The organism is Streptomyces sp. NPDC056503 (genome assembly GCF_042794995.1).
Taxonomy (GTDB): Bacteria; Actinomycetota; Actinomycetes; order Streptomycetales; family Streptomycetaceae; genus Streptomyces.
Genome location: NZ_JBHTST010000095.1, coordinates 16,633 through 32,295 on the forward strand (window position 1 = coordinate 16,633; position 15,663 = coordinate 32,295).

Here is a 15,663-nt window from a genome sequence, read left to right on the forward strand (position 1 = left end):
GGGGATCCCCTGTTACGCGTCGCTGGAGGCGCCGGAGCGGCTGCGGGCGACGATGGACGAGGCGGCGAAGTTGACGATCAGGGTCATGACGAAGAGCGCGAAGCCGGCCGCCATCAGGGCGGACATGCCGAAGGCGGTGGCCTCGCCGTAGCGCAGGGCGATGAGCGAGGAGACCGAGCTGGTGCCGGTCTGGAGCACGTGCCACTGGAGGGTGAAGACCTGCGAGATGACCATGTAGACGGCGATGGTCTCGCCGAGGGCGCGGCCGAGGCCGAGCATGGTGCCGCCGATCATGCCGCCCTTGCCGAAGGGGAGGACGACGGAGCGGATCATGCCCCAGCGGGTGGCGCCGAGCGCGTAGGCGCCCTCGCGTTCGCCGGCGGGCGCCTGGGAGAAGACCTCGCGCATGATCGAGCAGATGATCGGCGCCACCATCATCGCCACGACGAGCCCGGCGACGAAGGTGGAGGAGGTGTAGACGGTCGGCGGGGCGAGCGGGTCGTCGGGGTCGGCGCCGGCGACGCGCAGGAAGGGGATCCAGCCGAAGTAGGCGGAGATCCAGCGGGCGATCGGCAGGATCGATTCCTCCAGCCAGAACACCCCCCACAGGCCGTAGACGACCGAGGGCACGGCGGCCATCAGGTCGACGGTGGAGACCAGGGTGCGGCGCAGCCGGGGCGGGGCGTACTCGGAGATGTAGAGCGCGGCGCCGGTGGCGAGCGGCACGGCGACGACGATCGCGACGAGGGCGATGAGGACGGTGCCGAGGAGGACGGCCGCGATGCCGAACCGCCCCGCGTCCGGCTCCCAGTTCTCGGTGGTGAGGAAGGAGACGCCGGCCCGGTCGAGCGCCTGCCAGGCGCGGTGCAACAGGAAGCCGCCGACGAGGAGCATCACGGCGAGGACGAGGCCGCCGCCGGTGCGGGCGACGCCGCGGAAGACCCGGTCGGCGGGGCCGGGGTCGCTGTACAGCCGCCTCGGCGTGTCGGGCGGACCGCCGGGCGGACCGTCGGGCCGCGGGTCGGGAGCGCCGGGCGGCGCGGTCGGATCGGTCGTCTCGGTCGTCACGGTAAGGACGTAAGTCCGGCCCGGTTGACATGTGCGCCACACGACGTGAACGAGGAGCACCCGAGGGGCAACTTCCGTTCACCATAAGGCAGTCGAGGTCCAATGGGCGCCCTCTGCGGTCAGCAGCGCACGGAAGCGGTCATAGGAGGAACGACAGGTGGAGTGGCGTTCGTACGCCCTCCCGGAGAACGCCGCGGGGCGCCCCTCCGCGTCCCGCAGCAGCCAGACCCATCCGCTGCCGCCCGCGGTGTGCTGCACTCCGCCCCCCATGGCCGCGTGCCCCGCGCAGAGCGCCGTGAACGCCGCCCGGCAGGCGGCGTGGTCGGCGAAGCACTGCCCCGACCGTGCCACCACCCGACCGTTCTGCGCGACCAGCCGCCAGCCGTATCGCCCGTCGGATCTGACGTCGACCAGACAACGCGTCCCGGACACACCGGTGCCCTTGGTCATTGCTCCCACCCCCACAGTCTCGGCACGGGCAATCTATGGACACGGCCGGGATCGTTGGGTGCTAAACCAAGCGCCGGAGGCATGCTTCACCCCACCGTTGCCCCTAGGACACCGGTGGGGTGGAGGGCGGCGCCGGGCGGGCTCAGCCGGTCGCGGCGAGCACCACGAAGAGGACCAGGCCGACGGCGGCCGGGGCGAGGATCTCGTACGCCCAGCGGATCTGCGGCGCGCCCTGCGCCCCCTCCCCGCCCTGGTACCGCTCGGCCATCTCCCGCAGGTCCGCCACGTTCTGGTCACCGGCCGCGATGCGCGCGGCGGAGTCCCGGACGTCGGCCGTGACGGAGGTGCGTCCGTGGGGGTCGTCCTGGGAGGCGCGGGCGGCCTGGCGGGCGGCCTTCTTCCGCTGCCGCAGCGAGACGGGCAGGGCCCACAGCTGGTACTTGGCGCCCTCCTGCGTGAAGACCTCGCTGGAGTAGCCGGCCCGGACGTCGGCGACGGAGGCCCAGGGCAGCAGGATCGAGCGGAAGGGGTTGCGGATCCGGAGCCGGTCCTCGTTGGCGTAGACGGCGGGCCGGAGGGTGAAGGCGATGACCAGCGGCACGACGAGCAGCAGTCCGGCCAGCGCCAGCCAGGGCGTCCGGCCCTCGCCGCGCAGCATCGCGTCGCCCGCGAAGACGAGCGTCAGGGCGATCAGGAAGATCCCTCCCGCGATGCCGAAGGAGGAGCGGTAGACGCGGTCGGCGGAGGTCGGCTCGGGGTTCTGCTCGGAGGGCGTGGGGCTCGTCATGCCGCCGATTCTGCCTCAGGAGGGGCCGGGAGGCTCGGGCGCCCCGCGCGTCACGGCGGCCCCGGGGTCAGTCCCGCCGGGCGGCGACCAGGTCCGCGTACAGGACGATGTTGTCCGGCCGGTGGCCGTCGACGAGTTCGCCGCCGCAGGTGATCAGGCGCAGCTCGGGGCGGCGGGTGTCGCCGTACACCTTCTCCGTCGGGAAGGCGTCCTTGTCGACCTGCTCCAGCTCGCGGATCCGGAAGACGGCGACGGTGCCGTCGGCCCGGGTCACGGTGAGCTCGTCGCCGACCTTCACCTTGGAGACGTCCTTCAGCACGGCGGGCCCGCGCTCGGTGTCGAAGTGCCCGATGAGGACGGCGGGTCCGGTCTCGCCGGGCGTGACGCCCTTCCCGTACCAGCCGATCCGCTCGGCCTGGGCGACGGACGGCACCTCGACGGTCCCGTCGGCGTTCAGCCCGAGCTCCGGCACGCCCCGCACGTCCACACCGGCCGCGGGCAGTTGGATCCGCACGGGCAGCGAGCGGGCGAGCGGCTTCGCGGCCGCGGCGTCGGCGGCGGGCGCCGGGGCGGCCGACTCCACGATCCGGGCGGGCGGGGTGACGGCGGCGGGCTCGCCACCGGCCGAGCAGCCGGCGAGGGCGGCCATGAGCAGGACGGCGGCGGTGACGGTACGGCGGCGCATGCGCGGGCTCCGGGAGGACGGGGTGCGGCCGGCCGCCGCGTGGGTCGCGACGGCCGGCCGGGGGTGGGGTGGAACGCTCCGGGCTCGGGTCAAGGGGCGAGGAGCGGGATGAGGCAGGGGTACGGCAGGGGTGCGGGTCAGCCGCGGGCGGCGGCGGAACGGCGGCGCAGCACCACGAAACCGAGCCCGGCGGCGGCCAGCGAGGCGGCGCCGGCGCCGGCCGCGACCAGCGTGTCGGAGCTCTCCTCGGCACCGAACTCGGCACCGGCCGCGACGCCGCCCTTCGGCACGACGGAGGTCTGACCGCCCTGGGCGGAGTTCCGGGGCGCGGAGGCGGAGGGGGCGGGGGCGGGCGCGGCAGCCTCGTCGCAGCCCTTCGGCAGGGCGGGGAAGGCGTTGTAGCGGTAGGGCGTGTCGCCACCCTGGGTGCGCTGGCCGAGGCGCGGCGTGGCGGTGTCCGCGCCGTCGATGCGCAGGCCGTTGGCCCCGTCGACGGGGTGCGCGCGGTCGACCCGGGAGGCGACCTCGTGCTGCGGGTTCTTGAGGACGGCCCAGGGGCCCTTCTCCTGGTCGTTGGTCATGACGAGAAGCCAGTCCGCGCCGAAGGAGGAACGGATCTCCTGGGTGACCGTGCACTTCCCGATGACGATCGGCCCGTCCAGGACCTCCGCCGGCGGCGGGGTGACCGGCTGGGAGGTCACCGGCACGGGCGCGGACTGCTTCGCGGCGCCCGGAACGTACGCGGCGAAGGTGCCGGGCGACTCCAGGACGACGACGGCCTTGCCGAAGAAGTAGACCTTGCGGTCTCCGCCCTTGAGGTAGATGAAGCCGCCACTCCCGGAGGTGGCGGAGCGGAGGCCGTAGTAGCCGTCCTTCTCGCCGACCTCGACGATCGTGCCGTCCGCGAGGCGGTACTGGCCGGGCTTGGCGGGGGCGGAGTTGCCGATCCAGTTGTGGATCGAGCCGTCGGGGTTGAGGACGAGGTACTCGCCGTTGTCCTGGCCGGCGACGGAGCGGGTGACCGCGTGGAGCTCGCCGACCTTGTGGCCGTCGCGGAAGAGCTCGGCGAAGTAGTTCTGCTCCTTGAGCTTGTAGATCTTGGCGATGGTGCCGGTGAGCAGCTTCTCGGTGCGGACCAGCGTGGCGTGCTCGACGCCCGCCTCCACGGCGGTCACCTCGCCGTCGGCGTCCAGGGTCACCGCGTACCCGGCGAAGACCTTGGTCTCCTCGCCGGCGTGGCCGCCGCCGGCCTTCAGCTCGCCCAGCACCGTGGTGCCGCGCAGGACGGTGGCGGTGAAGTACCGGTGCTGGGTGCCCTTGTCGTAGACCTTGGCGGTCAGGCCGCCGGAGAGCTCCACGGTACGGACCAGGACGTCGGCGTCGGGGGCGGTGTCGGCGGCGGGCTTGGCGGCCGGGGCGGTGGTGGCCGGGGCGGCGGGGGCGGTGGTGGTGGCAGCAGCCGGCGCGGCGGCCTTCGCGGTCGCGGCGGCCTTCGCGGTCGCGGTGGCGGTCGCGGTCGGCGCCGGGCCCGTACCGGCGGCGAAGGCGCTGCCGGCGGTGAGGACCGGGGTCGCGACGACGCCGGCGACGAGCGCGGTGGCGAGGGCGGTGCGAAGGGCGGTGCGCATAACGACTCCCGAGAAGATTCGGTGGCGGATGAAAGAAGAGCCGCATGCCTGGCTGATGTCTCGATCGGGGAGGGCCGGTGAGTTCTCGCTGGCTGCTGATAAAGAATCTAAAGATCTTGTATGGGGGAGCGGTCCGCTCCGTGTCACAGGCATGCGACAGCCGTCACGACCGCACCGGCCCCCTCCGCGCGGGGCGGACGACGAGACGCACGACACCCCTCCTCGGACACCCTCCCCTGTACAGGTCGCTACGCGCGTAGATATGCTCGACTGGTGACCATGCCCACCACTGCATCCGCAGCAGCAGCTTTCGCCGACGTGACCGCGTCCGAGAGCACGCTGCGCCGCTTCCTCCACGGGCTGCCCGGCGTCGACGCCGTGGGCCTGGAGGCGCGCGCCGCGTCCCTCGGCACCCGTTCGATCAAGACCACGTCCAAGGCGTACGCCATCGACCTGGCCATCTCCATGATCGACCTGACCACGCTCGAAGGCGCGGACACCCCGGGCAAGGTCCGGGCCCTCGCCGCCAAGGCCGTCCGCCCCGATCCGACCGACCGCACGACCCCGACGACCGCCGCCGTCTGCGTCTACCCCGACATGGTGGCCACCGCCAAGGCCGCCCTCGCGGGCTCGGACGTCAAGGTCGCCTCGGTCGCCACCGCCTTCCCGGCGGGCCGCGCCGCCCTCCCGGTGAAGCTGGCCGACACCGCCGACGCGATCGCCGCCGGCGCCGACGAGATCGACATGGTCATCGACCGTGGCGCCTTCCTCGCCGGCCGCTACCTGGAGGTCTACGAGCAGATCGCCGCGATCAGGGCCGAGTGCGGCGACCGCGCCCGCCTCAAGGTGATCTTCGAGACCGGCGAGCTGTCCACGTACGACAACATCCGCCGCGCCTCCTGGCTCGGCATGATGGCCGGCGCCGACTTCATCAAGACCTCGACCGGCAAGGTCGCGGTCAACGCCACCCCGGCGAACACCCTGCTCATGCTGGAGGCGGTGCGCGACTTCCGCGCGCAGACCGGCGTGCAGATCGGCGTGAAGCCGGCCGGCGGCATCCGCAACACCAAGGAAGCCATCAAGTTCCTGGTGCTGGTCAACGAGACGGCGGGCGCGGACTGGCTGGACAACCACTGGTTCCGGTTCGGCGCCTCCAGCCTGCTCAACGACCTGCTGATGCAGCGCCAGAAGATGGCCACCGGCCACTACTCCGGCCCCGATTACGTGACGGTGGACTGATCGACATGACCTCCCCCTTCGAGTACGCCCCCGCGCCCGAGTCGCGCGCGGTCGTCGACATCGCTCCGAGCTACGGCCTGTTCATCGACGGCGAGTTCACCGACGCGGCCGACGGCAAGGTCTTCAAGACCGTCTCCCCCTCCTCCGAGGAGGTCCTCTCCGAGATCGCCCAGGCGGGCGAGGCGGACGTGGACCGCGCGGTCGCGGCCGCCCGCAGGGCCTTCGAGAAGTGGTCCGCGCTGCCCGGCTCCGAGCGCGCCAAGTACCTCTTCCGGATCGCCCGGATCATCCAGGAGCGCAGCCGCGAGCTGGCCGTCCTGGAGACCCTGGACAACGGCAAGCCGATCAAGGAGACCCGCGACGCGGACCTCCCCCTGGTCGCCGCCCACTTCTTCTACTACGCGGGCTGGGCCGACAAGCTCGACCACGCGGGCTACGGCGCGAACCCGCGTCCGCTGGGCGTGGCCGGCCAGGTCATCCCCTGGAACTTCCCGCTGCTGATGCTGGCGTGGAAGATCGCCCCCGCGCTCGCGACCGGCAACACCGTCGTCCTGAAGCCGGCCGAGACCACCCCGCTCTCGGCCCTCTTCTTCGCGGACATCTGCCGCCAGGCGGGCCTGCCGAAGGGCGTCGTCAACATCCTCCCCGGCTACGGGGACGCCGGCGCCGCCCTGGTCGCGCACCCGGACGTGAACAAGGTCGCCTTCACCGGCTCGACCGCCGTCGGCAAGCAGATCGCCCGCACGGTCGCCGGCACCGACAAGAAGGTGACCCTGGAGCTGGGCGGCAAGGGCGCCAACATCGTCTTCGACGACGCCCCCGTCGACCAGGCCGTCGAGGGCATCGTCAACGGCATCTTCTTCAACCAGGGCCAGGTCTGCTGCGCGGGCTCCCGCCTCCTGGTCCAGGAGTCGATCCAGGACGAGCTGCTCGACAGCCTCAAGCGCCGCCTGTCGACGCTCCGCCTCGGCGACCCGCTCGACAAGAACACCGACATCGGCGCCATCAACTCCGAGGAGCAGCTCTCCCGGATCACCTCCCTGGTCGAGCGGGGCGAGGCGGAGGGCGCGGAGCGCTGGACCGCCGCCTGCGACCTCCCGGAGGCGGGCTACTGGTTCGCGCCGACGCTCTTCACCAACGTCACCCAGGCGCACACCATCGCCCGTGACGAGGTCTTCGGCCCGGTCCTGTCGGTGCTGACCTTCCGCACGCCCGACGAGGCCGTCGCGAAGGCCAACAACAGCCAGTACGGCCTCTCCGCCGGCATCTGGACGGAGAAGGGCTCCCGCATCCTCGCGGTCGCGAGCAAGCTCCGCGCGGGCGTCGTCTGGGCCAACACGTTCAACAAGTTCGACCCGACCTCGCCCTTCGGCGGCTACAAGGAGTCGGGCTTCGGCCGCGAGGGCGGCCGTCACGGTCTGGAGGCCTACCTCGATGTCTGAGAAGTCCGAGCAGAACCGTCTGGGCGTCTTCAAGACCTACAAGCTGTACGTCGGGGGCAAGTTCCCCCGCTCCGAGAGCGGCCGGGTGTACGAGGTGACAGACTCCAAGGGCGACTGGCTGGCGAACGCCCCCCTGTCCTCCCGCAAGGACGCCCGTGACGCGGTCGTCGCCGCGCGCAAGGCCCAGGGCGGCTGGGCGGGCGCGACCGCGTACCTGCGCGGCCAGATCCTCTACCGCGTCGCCGAGATGCTGGAGGGCCGCCGGGAGCAGTTCGTCCGCGAGGTCGCGGACGCCGAGGGCCTGTCGAAGTCGAAGGCGGCCGTCCAGGTCGACGCGGCGATCGACCGCTGGGTCTGGTACGCGGGCTGGACGGACAAGATCTCCCAGGTCGTCGGCGGCGCCAACCCGGTCGCCGGCCCCTACTTCAACCTCTCCACCCCGGAGCCGACCGGCGTCGTCACCGTGATCGCCCCCCAGGAGTCGTCCTTCCTGGGCCTGGTCTCGGTGATCGCCCCGGTCATCGCGACCGGCAACACGGCCGTCGTCATCGCCTCCGAGAAGGCCCCGCTCCCCGCCCTCTCCCTGGGCGAGGTCCTGGCCACCTCCGACCTTCCCGGCGGCGTGGTCAACATCCTCTCCGGCAAGGCGTCCGAGATGGGCCCGCACCTCGCGGCCCACCTCGACGTCAACGCGATCGACCTGACCGGCGCCGGCGCCGAGCTGGCCAAGGAGCTGGAGATCGCGGCGGCGGGCAACCTGAAGCGCGTCCTGCGCCGCCGTACCGAGGACTTCGCCAAGTCCCCCGGCACGGACCGCATGACGGCCTTCCTGGAGACGAAGACCGTCTGGCACCCGACGGGCTCGCTGGGCGCCTCCGGCTCCTCGTACTAGCCCCGTCCGCGCGAGGCCCCCGGGTGTCCGCACCCGGGGGCCTTGCGCATGCCCGTGAGGGACCGGATGATCCGGTCATGCTGAGGGGATTGATCAAGGGAGACAACGCCTTCGTCCCGACGGCGGCGCTGCGTGTCGCCGTCCGGAGCGGGGTGGACGTCGCGGCGCTGCTCGTGACGGAGCAGGGCAGGGTCCGGGGGGACGCCGACATCGTGTTCGACGGCGCTCCGGCGCACCCTTCGGGCGCGGTACGACTCGCCGGGGGCGAGGACGGCACGGTGTGGCTGGACGCCGACCTCACGGACGTCGAGGAGACCGTCACCCGCGTCCTCGTCGTCGTGTCGACGGAGGAGGGCGCCCTGCGAGACGCGCGCGCCCTGTCCGTGGAGGTCTTCGGGCCGGACGGCGGGACGGTCGTGGCGTACGAGGTCACCGACGCGGGCGCCGAGACGGCGATGGTCGTCGCGGAGCTGTACCGCCGCTCGGGCGGCTGGAAGTTCCGCGCGGTGGGCCAGGGGTACGTCGACGGGCTGACCGGCCTGGCGGTGGACCACGGGGTGGACGTGGGCGAGGAGCCGCAGGAGGTTCCGTACCGGATCCCGGCTCCCGCCGCGCCCGCCGATCCCCCCCGGACGGAGACCCCATCCCAGGCGGAGGCCCCGGCGCAGACGGAGACCCCGCCCCAGGCTGAGGCCCCGGCGCAGGGGCTGCGCCTCACCCGTGACCAGCTCCTGGACATGACCGAAGCCGAGATCAGGGCCGTCGCCGCGGCCCAGCGGCAGGCCAAGGCCGAGGGCCGGCCGGCGTCCGCCCCGCCCGCGCCGCGGCCCGACCCGTCGGTCTGGACGTGCGGGCCCGTCTTCAAGCCGCGCGGTGCCTCCGGCCGGAACAACGACGTGATCACCGTGAAGGACCTCCCGCCCGGCCCCGTCATGGTCGAACTGGCCGTGAAGGGAGAGGGTTACACGGGGCTGTGGCCCCTCGACGACGCCAACACCAAGGGGCGTTCCCTCGTCAGCAGCACGGAGAAGAACTTCCGGGGCCGCGTGCTCACCTCCGTCCCCGAGCACGGACGCCTGCGCCTGCGGCTGGAGGCGCCCGGCTCCTGGCAGGTGCGGATCCTGCCACTGGCGGAGGCCCGGCGCCTGTCGGAGAGCCGACTGGAGAGCTGGGGCCCCGAGGTACTGCTCCACACCGGGGGGACGGCCGACGTCACCTTCGACTACCAGGGCAGCAGCAACCTCATCGTCCACTTCTACCGGCTGGCGGGGCACACGGACCCCACCACGCTTCCGAGGCCCGAAGGAGCCGTCAACGAGATCGGCGCGCGCAAGGAGACCCTGCCGCTGCCCGAAGGCCCGCTCCTCGTCTACCTGTCCGTGGCGGACGCGCCCTGGACCGCGCGCCTGAAGGACGTGCGGCCGCACAGCACCGGCCGGAACCCCGACAGCCCGATGCGGGCGCCCGAGCCCCGCGGGGCACTGGGCTGGCTGCGCCGCGCGAGGCACTGAGGGGCACGGGCCGGACCGTCCCTACGGCAGCAGCTTCTGCGTCAGCGGGCCGGCGACCGGCAGGTCGGCCACCGCCCCGCCCTCCGTGACGTGGCCGGTCACCACGTCGGTGCCGACCGGCTTGAAGTCGGCGATCTGGGTGCCGACGCCGTTGGCGAGCGGGTCGACGCCGGTCTTCGCCAGCGGGTCGAGCTGGAGCCGGGTCAGCGGGCCCAGCCCGTGGGTGACGCCGGCCAGGGCGCCCGCGCCGGCCGCGCCGGCGTCGGTGCGGGTCAGCGAGTCCACCGGCAGCGGCACCGCGGTGCCCGGCGCGGCCTGGGCGGCGGCCGCCGCCCCGAACACGGCGGCACCGGCCGCGGTGACGCCGAGACCGGCCTGGAACAGGAAGCCGCGGCGGGGGGCCTTCGGCTCTGCGTGACGCGCCATGGGGGTCCTTCCGAGGGGTGAGCGAGCGGCCACCGACAGTAGTGGAGGTGTGATGCTCGATACCAACAGCCCTCCTCGGTGGTCCCCTGGACGGGGTAATGCCTCACACTGGTGTTCCGTGAGTTCCCAACCGATCCCGACCCGGGTCGTCCTGCTCGCGGGCCCCTCCGGCTCCGGCAAGTCGTCCCTCGCCGCCGTCACCGGCCTCCCGGTCCTGCGCCTCGACGACTTCTACAAGGAAGCCGACGACCCGTCGCTCCCACTCGTCGTCGGCAGCAGCGACATCGACTGGGACTCCCCGCTCTCCTGGGACGCGGACGCCGCCGTCGCCGCGATCGTCGCACTGTGCCGTACGGGCCGGACCGACGTTCCGGTGTACGACATCTCCACCAGCTCCCGCACCGGCAGCGACCGCCTCGACATCGAGCGGACCCCGCTCTTCATCGCCGAGGGCATCTTCGCCGCCGAGATCGTCACCCGCTGCCGGGAGCTCGACGTGCTGGCCGACGCGCTCTGCCTGCGCGGCCGCCCGTCCACCACCTTCCGCCGCCGCCTCCTGCGCGACCTGCGGGAGGGCCGCAAGTCGGTCCCCTTCCTGCTGCGCCGCGGCTGGCGCCTGATGCGCGCCGAGCGGGCCATCGTCACCCGCCAGACCGCCCTCGGCGCCCACCCCTGCGCCAAGCCGGAGGCCCTCGGCCGCCTCGCCGCCGCGGCGGCGGGCCGCCACCGCACCCCGGCGAGCCGCTGACACACGCACGAAGCGGGCCGTACGAGACCCCCCGGACTCGTACGACCCGCTTCGCTGTTTCCCCCGTGGCCCCGTTTCCCCCGTGGGGCCTCCCCCGTGTCCCCCCGATCCTCAGGCGACCAACTCGCCGAAGGACTCCTCCTGGTCACGGCCGAAGCTCAGCACCTCGTCCTCGCGCAGCCGCCGCAGCGACCGCCAGATGCTCGACTTCACCGTGCCGACACTGATGTCCAGGATCTCCGCGATCTCCGGATCGGTCCGACCCTCGTAGTAACGCAGCACCAGCATGGTCCGCTGGAGCTCGGGCAGGCGGGCCAGGGCCTGCCACAGCACCGCGCGCAGCTCGGTGCCGCGCATCGCGTCCGTCTCGCCGACCGTCTCCGGCAGCTCCTCGGTCGGGTACTCGTTGACCTTGCGCCGGCGCCAGGCGCTGATGTGCAGATTGGTCATCGTGCGGCGCAGGTAGCCGCCGACGGCGGCCTTGTCGCTGATCCGCTCCCAGGCGCGGTACGTGGAGAACAGCGCGCTCTGGAGCAGGTCCTCGGCCTCGAAACGGTCACCGGTCAGGTGGTAGGCGGTGGCGTACAGGGAGGCCCGGCGCTCCTGGACGTAGGCCGTGAACTCGGCCTCCGAACAGGAACGCTCCCCCGTGGCCTCCCCGTACACCGCTCCCCCGTCAGCGACGGCGACCATGTACGGCGCCTTGCGCTGACGCCCGACGGTACGAACGCACCCCCGTCCGTTCGCACCCCCGGACTTCTCGGTGCTCCGCACGACGTCGTGGAGCCGCGTGACGACTGCGCTGGAGGTGGTGCCGTGCAGTGCGTTCATCTCGCGCCCCCCTGTCGGTCGGAGTGTGTGTTTCGGTCCGTGTGCCAAGAAGCTTGCCCGGCGGACTTCATGGCGTTGTCCGCCGACTGTCACAGACGTGTCACAGGGCCGGGGACGGAAGCGCGCCTCCGGGCGGTCGAACTCGGACGGCTCATGAGCCAGAATGACGTCCGTGCCTTTTCTGTTGCTGATCGAGGACGACGACGCCATCCGCACGGCCCTCGAACTCTCCCTGTCCCGGCAGGGCCACCGGGTGGCCACCGCCGCGTCGGGCGAGGACGGCCTGCAGTTGCTCAAGGAGCACCGGCCGGACCTGGTCGTGCTCGACGTGATGCTGCCCGGCATCGACGGGTTCGAGGTGTGCCGGCGGATCCGCCGCACCGACCAGCTGCCGATCATCCTGCTCACCGCGCGCAGCGACGACATCGACGTCGTCGTGGGCCTGGAGTCGGGCGCCGACGACTACGTGGTGAAGCCGGTGCAGGGGCGGGTCCTCGACGCCCGGATCCGGGCGGTGCTGCGGCGCGGCGAACGGGAGTCGACGGACTCGGCGAGCTTCGGCTCGCTGGTGATCGACCGGGCCGCGATGACCGTCACGAAGAACGGCCAGGACCTCCAGCTGACGCCGACGGAGCTGCGGCTGCTGCTCGAACTGAGCCGGCGGCCCGGGCAGGCGCTGTCCCGGCAGCAGTTGCTGCGGCTGGTGTGGGAGCACGACTACCTGGGCGACTCGCGCCTGGTGGACGCCTGTGTGCAGCGGCTGCGGGCGAAGGTGGAGGACGTGCCGTCCTCGCCGACCCTGATCCGTACGGTGCGGGGTGTCGGATACCGGCTGGACGTTCCTGCGTGACCAAGGGGAACAGGGGGGTCTTCGCACGGCTGCGCCTCTCCAGCCTGCGCCTGCGGCTGGTCGTGGTGTTCGCGCTGGTGGCGCTGACGGCGGCGGTGTCGGCTTCGGGGATCGCGTACTGGCTGAACCGGGAGGCGGTGCTCAAGCGCACCCAGGACAGCGCGCTGAACGGCTTCCGGCAGGAGATGCAGAACCGGGTGGCGACGCTGCCGCTGCGGCCGACGCAGGAGGATCTGCGGCGTACCGCCGAGGAGATGACGGCGGGCAGCGCCGGCTACCAGGTGCTGCTGCTCGGCGAGCGGGCCGCGGGCAAGCCGGTCGTGGTCGCCTCGGACCCGGACGTCTTCACGCTGGCCGACGTGCCGGTGTCGCTGCGGGAGGCGGTGGACACCCGGCGCGCGGTGACGGACGCCGACCCGTACCCGTACCACCTGTTCTGGCAGCGCACCGAGCGGGGCGGGACGCCGTACCTGGTGGGCGGGACGCGGATCGACGGCGGCGGTCCGGCCGGTTACATGTTCAAGTCGCTGGCGGCCGAGAAGGCGGACCTCAACTCGCTGTCGTGGTCGCTGGGGATCGCGACCGGGCTCGCGGTGATCGGTTCGGTGCTGCTGGCCCAGGTGGCCGCCTCGACCGTGCTGCGGCCGGTGCGGCGGCTCGGCGAGGCCGCGCGGCAGCTCGGCGAGGGCAAGCTGGACACCCGGCTGCGGGTCTCCGGCGCGGACGAACTGTCCGATCTGTCGCGGACGTTCAACAGCGCGGCGGAGAACCTCCAGAAGAAGGTGGCGGACATGAGCGCCCGGGAGGAGTCCTCCCGGCGGTTCGTCGCCGACATGTCGCACGAGCTGCGGACCCCGCTGACCGCGCTGACGGCGGTGACGGAGGTCCTGGAGGACGAGCAGGACACCCTGGACCCGATGATCGCCCCCGCGGTGGCGCTGGTGGTCTCCGAGACCCGGCGGCTCAACAACCTGGTGGAGAACCTGATGGAGGTGACCCGCTTCGACGCGGGCACCGCCCGGCTGGTCCTGGACGACGTGGACATCGCCGACCAGATCACCGCGTGCATCGACGCGCGGGCCTGGCTGGACGCGGTGGACCTGGACGCGGAGCGCGGCGTCGTCTGCCGGCTCGACCCGCGCCGGCTCGACGTGATCCTGGCGAACCTGATCGGGAACGCGCTGAAGCACGGCGGTTCCCCGGTGCGGGTCTCGGTCCGCACCGAGCCGGGGCCCGACGGGGAGGAGGACCTGGTCATCTCCGTGCGCGACCACGGGCCGGGCATCCCCGCGGAGGTGCTTCCGCACGTCTTCGACCGCTTCTACAAGGCGAGCGCGCAGCGGCCCCGCTCCGACGGGTCCGGTCTCGGTCTGTCGATCGCCATGGAGAACGCGCTGATCCACGGCGGGACGATCTCCGCCGCCAACTCGGTGGACGGGGACGGCGCGGTGGACGGCGCGGTGTTCGTGCTGCGGCTGCCCCGGGACGCGTCGGCGGTCGCCCGCGACCTGGGCACCGGCACCCGGCAGGGCGAAGAGGTGGACGCGTGAGGCTGCGTACGGCCGCGGTGGCGGCGCTCGCCGTGCTGGTCACCGGCTGCGGGATCAGGACGACCTCGGTGCCGGTGGACGCGGGACCGGCCCCGTCCCGGGTGCCGTGCAACGTGCCGGAGACGCCGGCGCCCGCGTCGGGGGTCCCGGTGCGGGCCTTCCTGGTGTGCGGCTCGCAGCTGGAGCCGGTGGACCGCAGGTCGCCGCAGCCGGAGGACAAGGCGAGCGGCGATCCGGTGCGGACGGCGTCGGCGCTGCTCGCGCAGCTGCTCGCGGAGCCCTCGGAGGCCGAGCGGCAGGCCGGTTTCACCACGGCGGTACGGGCTCCGCTGAAGGTGGCGGGCGGCCGGGCGGGCGATCCGGAGGGCACGCTGCGGCTGAGCCGGCAGCCGGAGGACCTGGCTCCGGCGGCGCTGTCGCAGCTGGTGTGCACCTTCGCGGAGAGCTCGGCGGGCACGGGCGGTCACATGGTGCTCCTCGCGGGCCCGGGGGCGTACCCGCCGAAGCGCTACCGCTGTACGACGGAGCTGCGGGAGCGGCCCGAGTCGGCCCCGCCCACCGTGGCCGCGCCGACGCCGGCGGGCTGAAGCGGAACCGATCGCGGCGCGGGCGGCGTCTTGGGGGGCGTGCAGCGTCAAGGTTCGGGCGGGAACGCCGCCGTGGTCGTCCGCGTGATCGGGTTCGTGCTCCTGATCGCGCATCTGCTGCTCGTCGCCTGGGTCGGCCTGCTCCCACGGGACGTCGCCTGGGTGACCGCCCCGAACACGGTGCCGCTGGCCGGGCTCCGCGCCGATCTGGCGCTCGGGCCCGCCGCGGCGGCCCGGCAGATCGCCGCGGGACTGCTGCTGCTCGCCCCGCTCGGGGTGCTGCTCCCGATGTGCGACGGGCGGCTCGACGCCTCGCCGTGGGGCTCGCTGACCCGGACGACGGCGGCCGGGGCGCTGGTGTCGCTCGCCCTCGAACTGCTGCAGACGGCGGTGCCGGGGCAGGTCGTGGACGTGGACTCGGTGCTCCTGAACACCCTCGGGGTGGCGCTGGCGCATCTCCTGGTGGTGCCCGCGGCACGGACCCGGATGCGGCGCCGCCGGGAGTCCCCCGAGGGTCGGGGTCGGGGTCGGGATCAGGGTCTGGGTCAGGGTCGGCTCCGGATCGGGAGCGAGTCGGATCAGGGTCGCACCCCGAGGATTTCAAGGGTCCCGATCGCCCGCTAGACCGACGCCGAAAGTACGGACGAATCGGCACCATGGAGTCATCGGGAAGCCCGAAGGAGAGGCTTCCGGAATCGACGAAGGAGCCACCATGGCCGCACTTGTCCGCCCCCGCGAAGGCCGGATGCTCGGCGGTGTGTGCGCGGCGCTCGCCCGGCGCTTCGGCACCTCCGCCCTGACGATGCGGGTGATCTTCCTGGCCTCGTGCCTGCTGCCCGGCCCCCAGTTCGTGCTCTACCTGGCGCTCTGGCTGCTGCTGCCGAGCGAGTCGCGGACGAAGGCGGCCGCCTGGTAGGCGCACCATCCCACGCCGAAGGGGCGCGGACCCGGACGTCCCGGGTGCGCGCC

The 15,663-nt window shown here is 72.9% G+C and carries 17 protein-coding genes; 10 read left to right on the forward strand and 7 right to left on the reverse strand.

Annotated features, from left to right (window positions below; genetic code table 11):
* Positions 1–12 precede the first annotated feature (12 nt).
* The 5 genes from pstC to ACFQ8C_RS25290 form a co-directional block, all read right to left on the reverse strand.
* The gene (gene pstC / locus ACFQ8C_RS25270; RefSeq protein WP_383461578.1) at positions 13–1,068 is read right to left on the reverse strand and encodes a phosphate ABC transporter permease subunit PstC; all 1,056 of its coding nucleotides are present in this window, start codon (positions 1,066–1,068) and stop codon (positions 13–15) included.
* 78 nt (positions 1,069–1,146) lie between these two features.
* Positions 1,147–1,518 carry a DUF1508 domain-containing protein gene (locus ACFQ8C_RS25275; protein ID WP_383461606.1) on the reverse strand — a complete coding sequence of 124 codons (372 nt, stop codon included), beginning with the start codon at positions 1,516–1,518 and terminating at the stop codon, positions 1,147–1,149.
* Positions 1,519–1,660: 142 nt separating this feature from the next.
* Complete coding sequence (locus ACFQ8C_RS25280; protein ID WP_383461580.1) at positions 1,661–2,305, reverse strand: PH domain-containing protein; 645 nt, start codon at positions 2,303–2,305, stop codon at positions 1,661–1,663.
* A 67-nt stretch (positions 2,306–2,372) separates the two neighbouring features.
* Positions 2,373–2,990 (reverse strand): class F sortase, encoded by a 618-nt coding sequence (locus ACFQ8C_RS25285; protein WP_383461582.1) that lies wholly within the window; start codon positions 2,988–2,990, stop codon positions 2,373–2,375.
* Positions 2,991–3,127: 137 nt separating this feature from the next.
* The gene (locus ACFQ8C_RS25290) at positions 3,128–4,618 is read right to left on the reverse strand and encodes a hypothetical protein (protein WP_383461584.1); all 1,491 of its coding nucleotides are present in this window, start codon (positions 4,616–4,618) and stop codon (positions 3,128–3,130) included.
* A gap of 279 nt (positions 4,619–4,897) precedes the next feature.
* Between ACFQ8C_RS25290 and deoC the strand changes: the two genes are divergently transcribed.
* From deoC to ACFQ8C_RS25310, 4 genes are all read left to right on the forward strand, one after another.
* Complete coding sequence (deoC, locus tag ACFQ8C_RS25295; RefSeq protein WP_376602226.1) at positions 4,898–5,857, forward strand: deoxyribose-phosphate aldolase; 960 nt, start codon at positions 4,898–4,900, stop codon at positions 5,855–5,857.
* A gap of 5 nt (positions 5,858–5,862) precedes the next feature.
* Positions 5,863–7,299 (forward strand): aldehyde dehydrogenase family protein, encoded by a 1,437-nt coding sequence (locus tag ACFQ8C_RS25300; protein ID WP_383461585.1) that lies wholly within the window; start codon positions 5,863–5,865, stop codon positions 7,297–7,299.
* A complete protein-coding gene (locus ACFQ8C_RS25305; RefSeq protein ID WP_383461587.1) occupies positions 7,292–8,191 on the forward strand; it encodes an aldehyde dehydrogenase family protein in 900 nt (299 codons plus the stop codon). Before ACFQ8C_RS25300 ends, ACFQ8C_RS25305 begins: the two co-directional genes overlap by 8 nt.
* A gap of 77 nt (positions 8,192–8,268) precedes the next feature.
* A complete protein-coding gene (locus tag ACFQ8C_RS25310; protein ID WP_383461589.1) occupies positions 8,269–9,702 on the forward strand; it encodes a TerD family protein in 1,434 nt (477 codons plus the stop codon).
* A 21-nt stretch (positions 9,703–9,723) separates the two neighbouring features.
* Here ACFQ8C_RS25310 and ACFQ8C_RS25315 read toward each other — a convergent pair whose 3' ends face one another.
* Entirely contained in the window at positions 9,724–10,128 is a 405-nt protein-coding gene (locus tag ACFQ8C_RS25315; RefSeq protein WP_383461591.1) for a hypothetical protein, read from the reverse strand.
* A 52-nt stretch (positions 10,129–10,180) separates the two neighbouring features.
* Here ACFQ8C_RS25315 and ACFQ8C_RS25320 point away from each other — a divergent pair, with 52 nt between their 5' ends.
* Positions 10,181–10,876 (forward strand): ATP-binding protein, encoded by a 696-nt coding sequence (locus tag ACFQ8C_RS25320; protein WP_383461592.1) that lies wholly within the window; start codon positions 10,181–10,183, stop codon positions 10,874–10,876.
* Between the two features lie 111 nt (positions 10,877–10,987).
* Here ACFQ8C_RS25320 and ACFQ8C_RS25325 read toward each other — a convergent pair whose 3' ends face one another.
* On the reverse strand, positions 10,988–11,707 hold the full coding sequence (locus ACFQ8C_RS25325) for a SigE family RNA polymerase sigma factor (RefSeq protein ID WP_383461594.1): 720 nt from the start codon (positions 11,705–11,707) through the stop codon (positions 10,988–10,990).
* A 172-nt stretch (positions 11,708–11,879) separates the two neighbouring features.
* Between ACFQ8C_RS25325 and afsQ1 the strand changes: the two genes are divergently transcribed.
* The 5 genes from afsQ1 to ACFQ8C_RS25350 all read left to right on the forward strand — a co-directional run bounded on the left by afsQ1 (position 11,880) and on the right by ACFQ8C_RS25350 (position 15,610).
* The gene (gene afsQ1, locus ACFQ8C_RS25330) at positions 11,880–12,557 is read left to right on the forward strand and encodes a two-component system response regulator AfsQ1 (RefSeq protein ID WP_383461596.1); all 678 of its coding nucleotides are present in this window, start codon (positions 11,880–11,882) and stop codon (positions 12,555–12,557) included.
* Positions 12,554–14,107, forward strand: a complete 1,554-nt coding sequence (locus ACFQ8C_RS25335; RefSeq protein WP_383461598.1) for an ATP-binding protein — start codon at positions 12,554–12,556, stop codon at positions 14,105–14,107. Before afsQ1 ends, ACFQ8C_RS25335 begins: the two co-directional genes overlap by 4 nt.
* Positions 14,104–14,694, forward strand: a complete 591-nt coding sequence (locus ACFQ8C_RS25340) for a hypothetical protein (protein WP_383461600.1) — start codon at positions 14,104–14,106, stop codon at positions 14,692–14,694. The genes ACFQ8C_RS25335 and ACFQ8C_RS25340 overlap by 4 nt, the downstream gene beginning before the upstream one ends.
* Positions 14,695–14,766: 72 nt before the next feature.
* A complete protein-coding gene (locus tag ACFQ8C_RS25345; protein WP_383461601.1) occupies positions 14,767–15,318 on the forward strand; it encodes a VanZ family protein in 552 nt (183 codons plus the stop codon).
* An 88-nt stretch (positions 15,319–15,406) separates the two neighbouring features.
* Positions 15,407–15,610 carry a PspC domain-containing protein gene (locus tag ACFQ8C_RS25350; protein ID WP_383461603.1) on the forward strand — a complete coding sequence of 68 codons (204 nt, stop codon included), beginning with the start codon at positions 15,407–15,409 and terminating at the stop codon, positions 15,608–15,610.
* Positions 15,611–15,663: the final 53 nt, after the last annotated feature.

Coding starts and splice junctions, on each gene's coding strand:
- ACFQ8C_RS25275 (WP_383461606.1), bottom strand. CDS start 1,518: ATGACCAAGGGCACCGGTGTGTCCGGGACGCGTTGTCTGGTCGACGTC.
- ACFQ8C_RS25280 (WP_383461580.1), bottom strand. CDS start 2,305: ATGACGAGCCCCACGCCCTCCGAGCAGAACCCCGAGCCGACCTCCGCC.
- ACFQ8C_RS25285 (WP_383461582.1), bottom strand. CDS start 2,990: ATGCGCCGCCGTACCGTCACCGCCGCCGTCCTGCTCATGGCCGCCCTC.
- ACFQ8C_RS25290 (WP_383461584.1), bottom strand. CDS start 4,618: ATGCGCACCGCCCTTCGCACCGCCCTCGCCACCGCGCTCGTCGCCGGC.
- deoC (WP_376602226.1), top strand. CDS start 4,898: ATGCCCACCACTGCATCCGCAGCAGCAGCTTTCGCCGACGTGACCGCG.
- ACFQ8C_RS25300 (WP_383461585.1), top strand. CDS start 5,863: ATGACCTCCCCCTTCGAGTACGCCCCCGCGCCCGAGTCGCGCGCGGTC.
- ACFQ8C_RS25305 (WP_383461587.1), top strand. CDS start 7,292: ATGTCTGAGAAGTCCGAGCAGAACCGTCTGGGCGTCTTCAAGACCTAC.
- ACFQ8C_RS25310 (WP_383461589.1), top strand. CDS start 8,269: ATGCTGAGGGGATTGATCAAGGGAGACAACGCCTTCGTCCCGACGGCG.
- ACFQ8C_RS25315 (WP_383461591.1), bottom strand. CDS start 10,128: ATGGCGCGTCACGCAGAGCCGAAGGCCCCCCGCCGCGGCTTCCTGTTC.
- ACFQ8C_RS25320 (WP_383461592.1), top strand. CDS start 10,181: ATGCTCGATACCAACAGCCCTCCTCGGTGGTCCCCTGGACGGGGTAAT.
- ACFQ8C_RS25325 (WP_383461594.1), bottom strand. CDS start 11,707: ATGAACGCACTGCACGGCACCACCTCCAGCGCAGTCGTCACGCGGCTC.
- ACFQ8C_RS25350 (WP_383461603.1), top strand. CDS start 15,407: ATGGCCGCACTTGTCCGCCCCCGCGAAGGCCGGATGCTCGGCGGTGTG.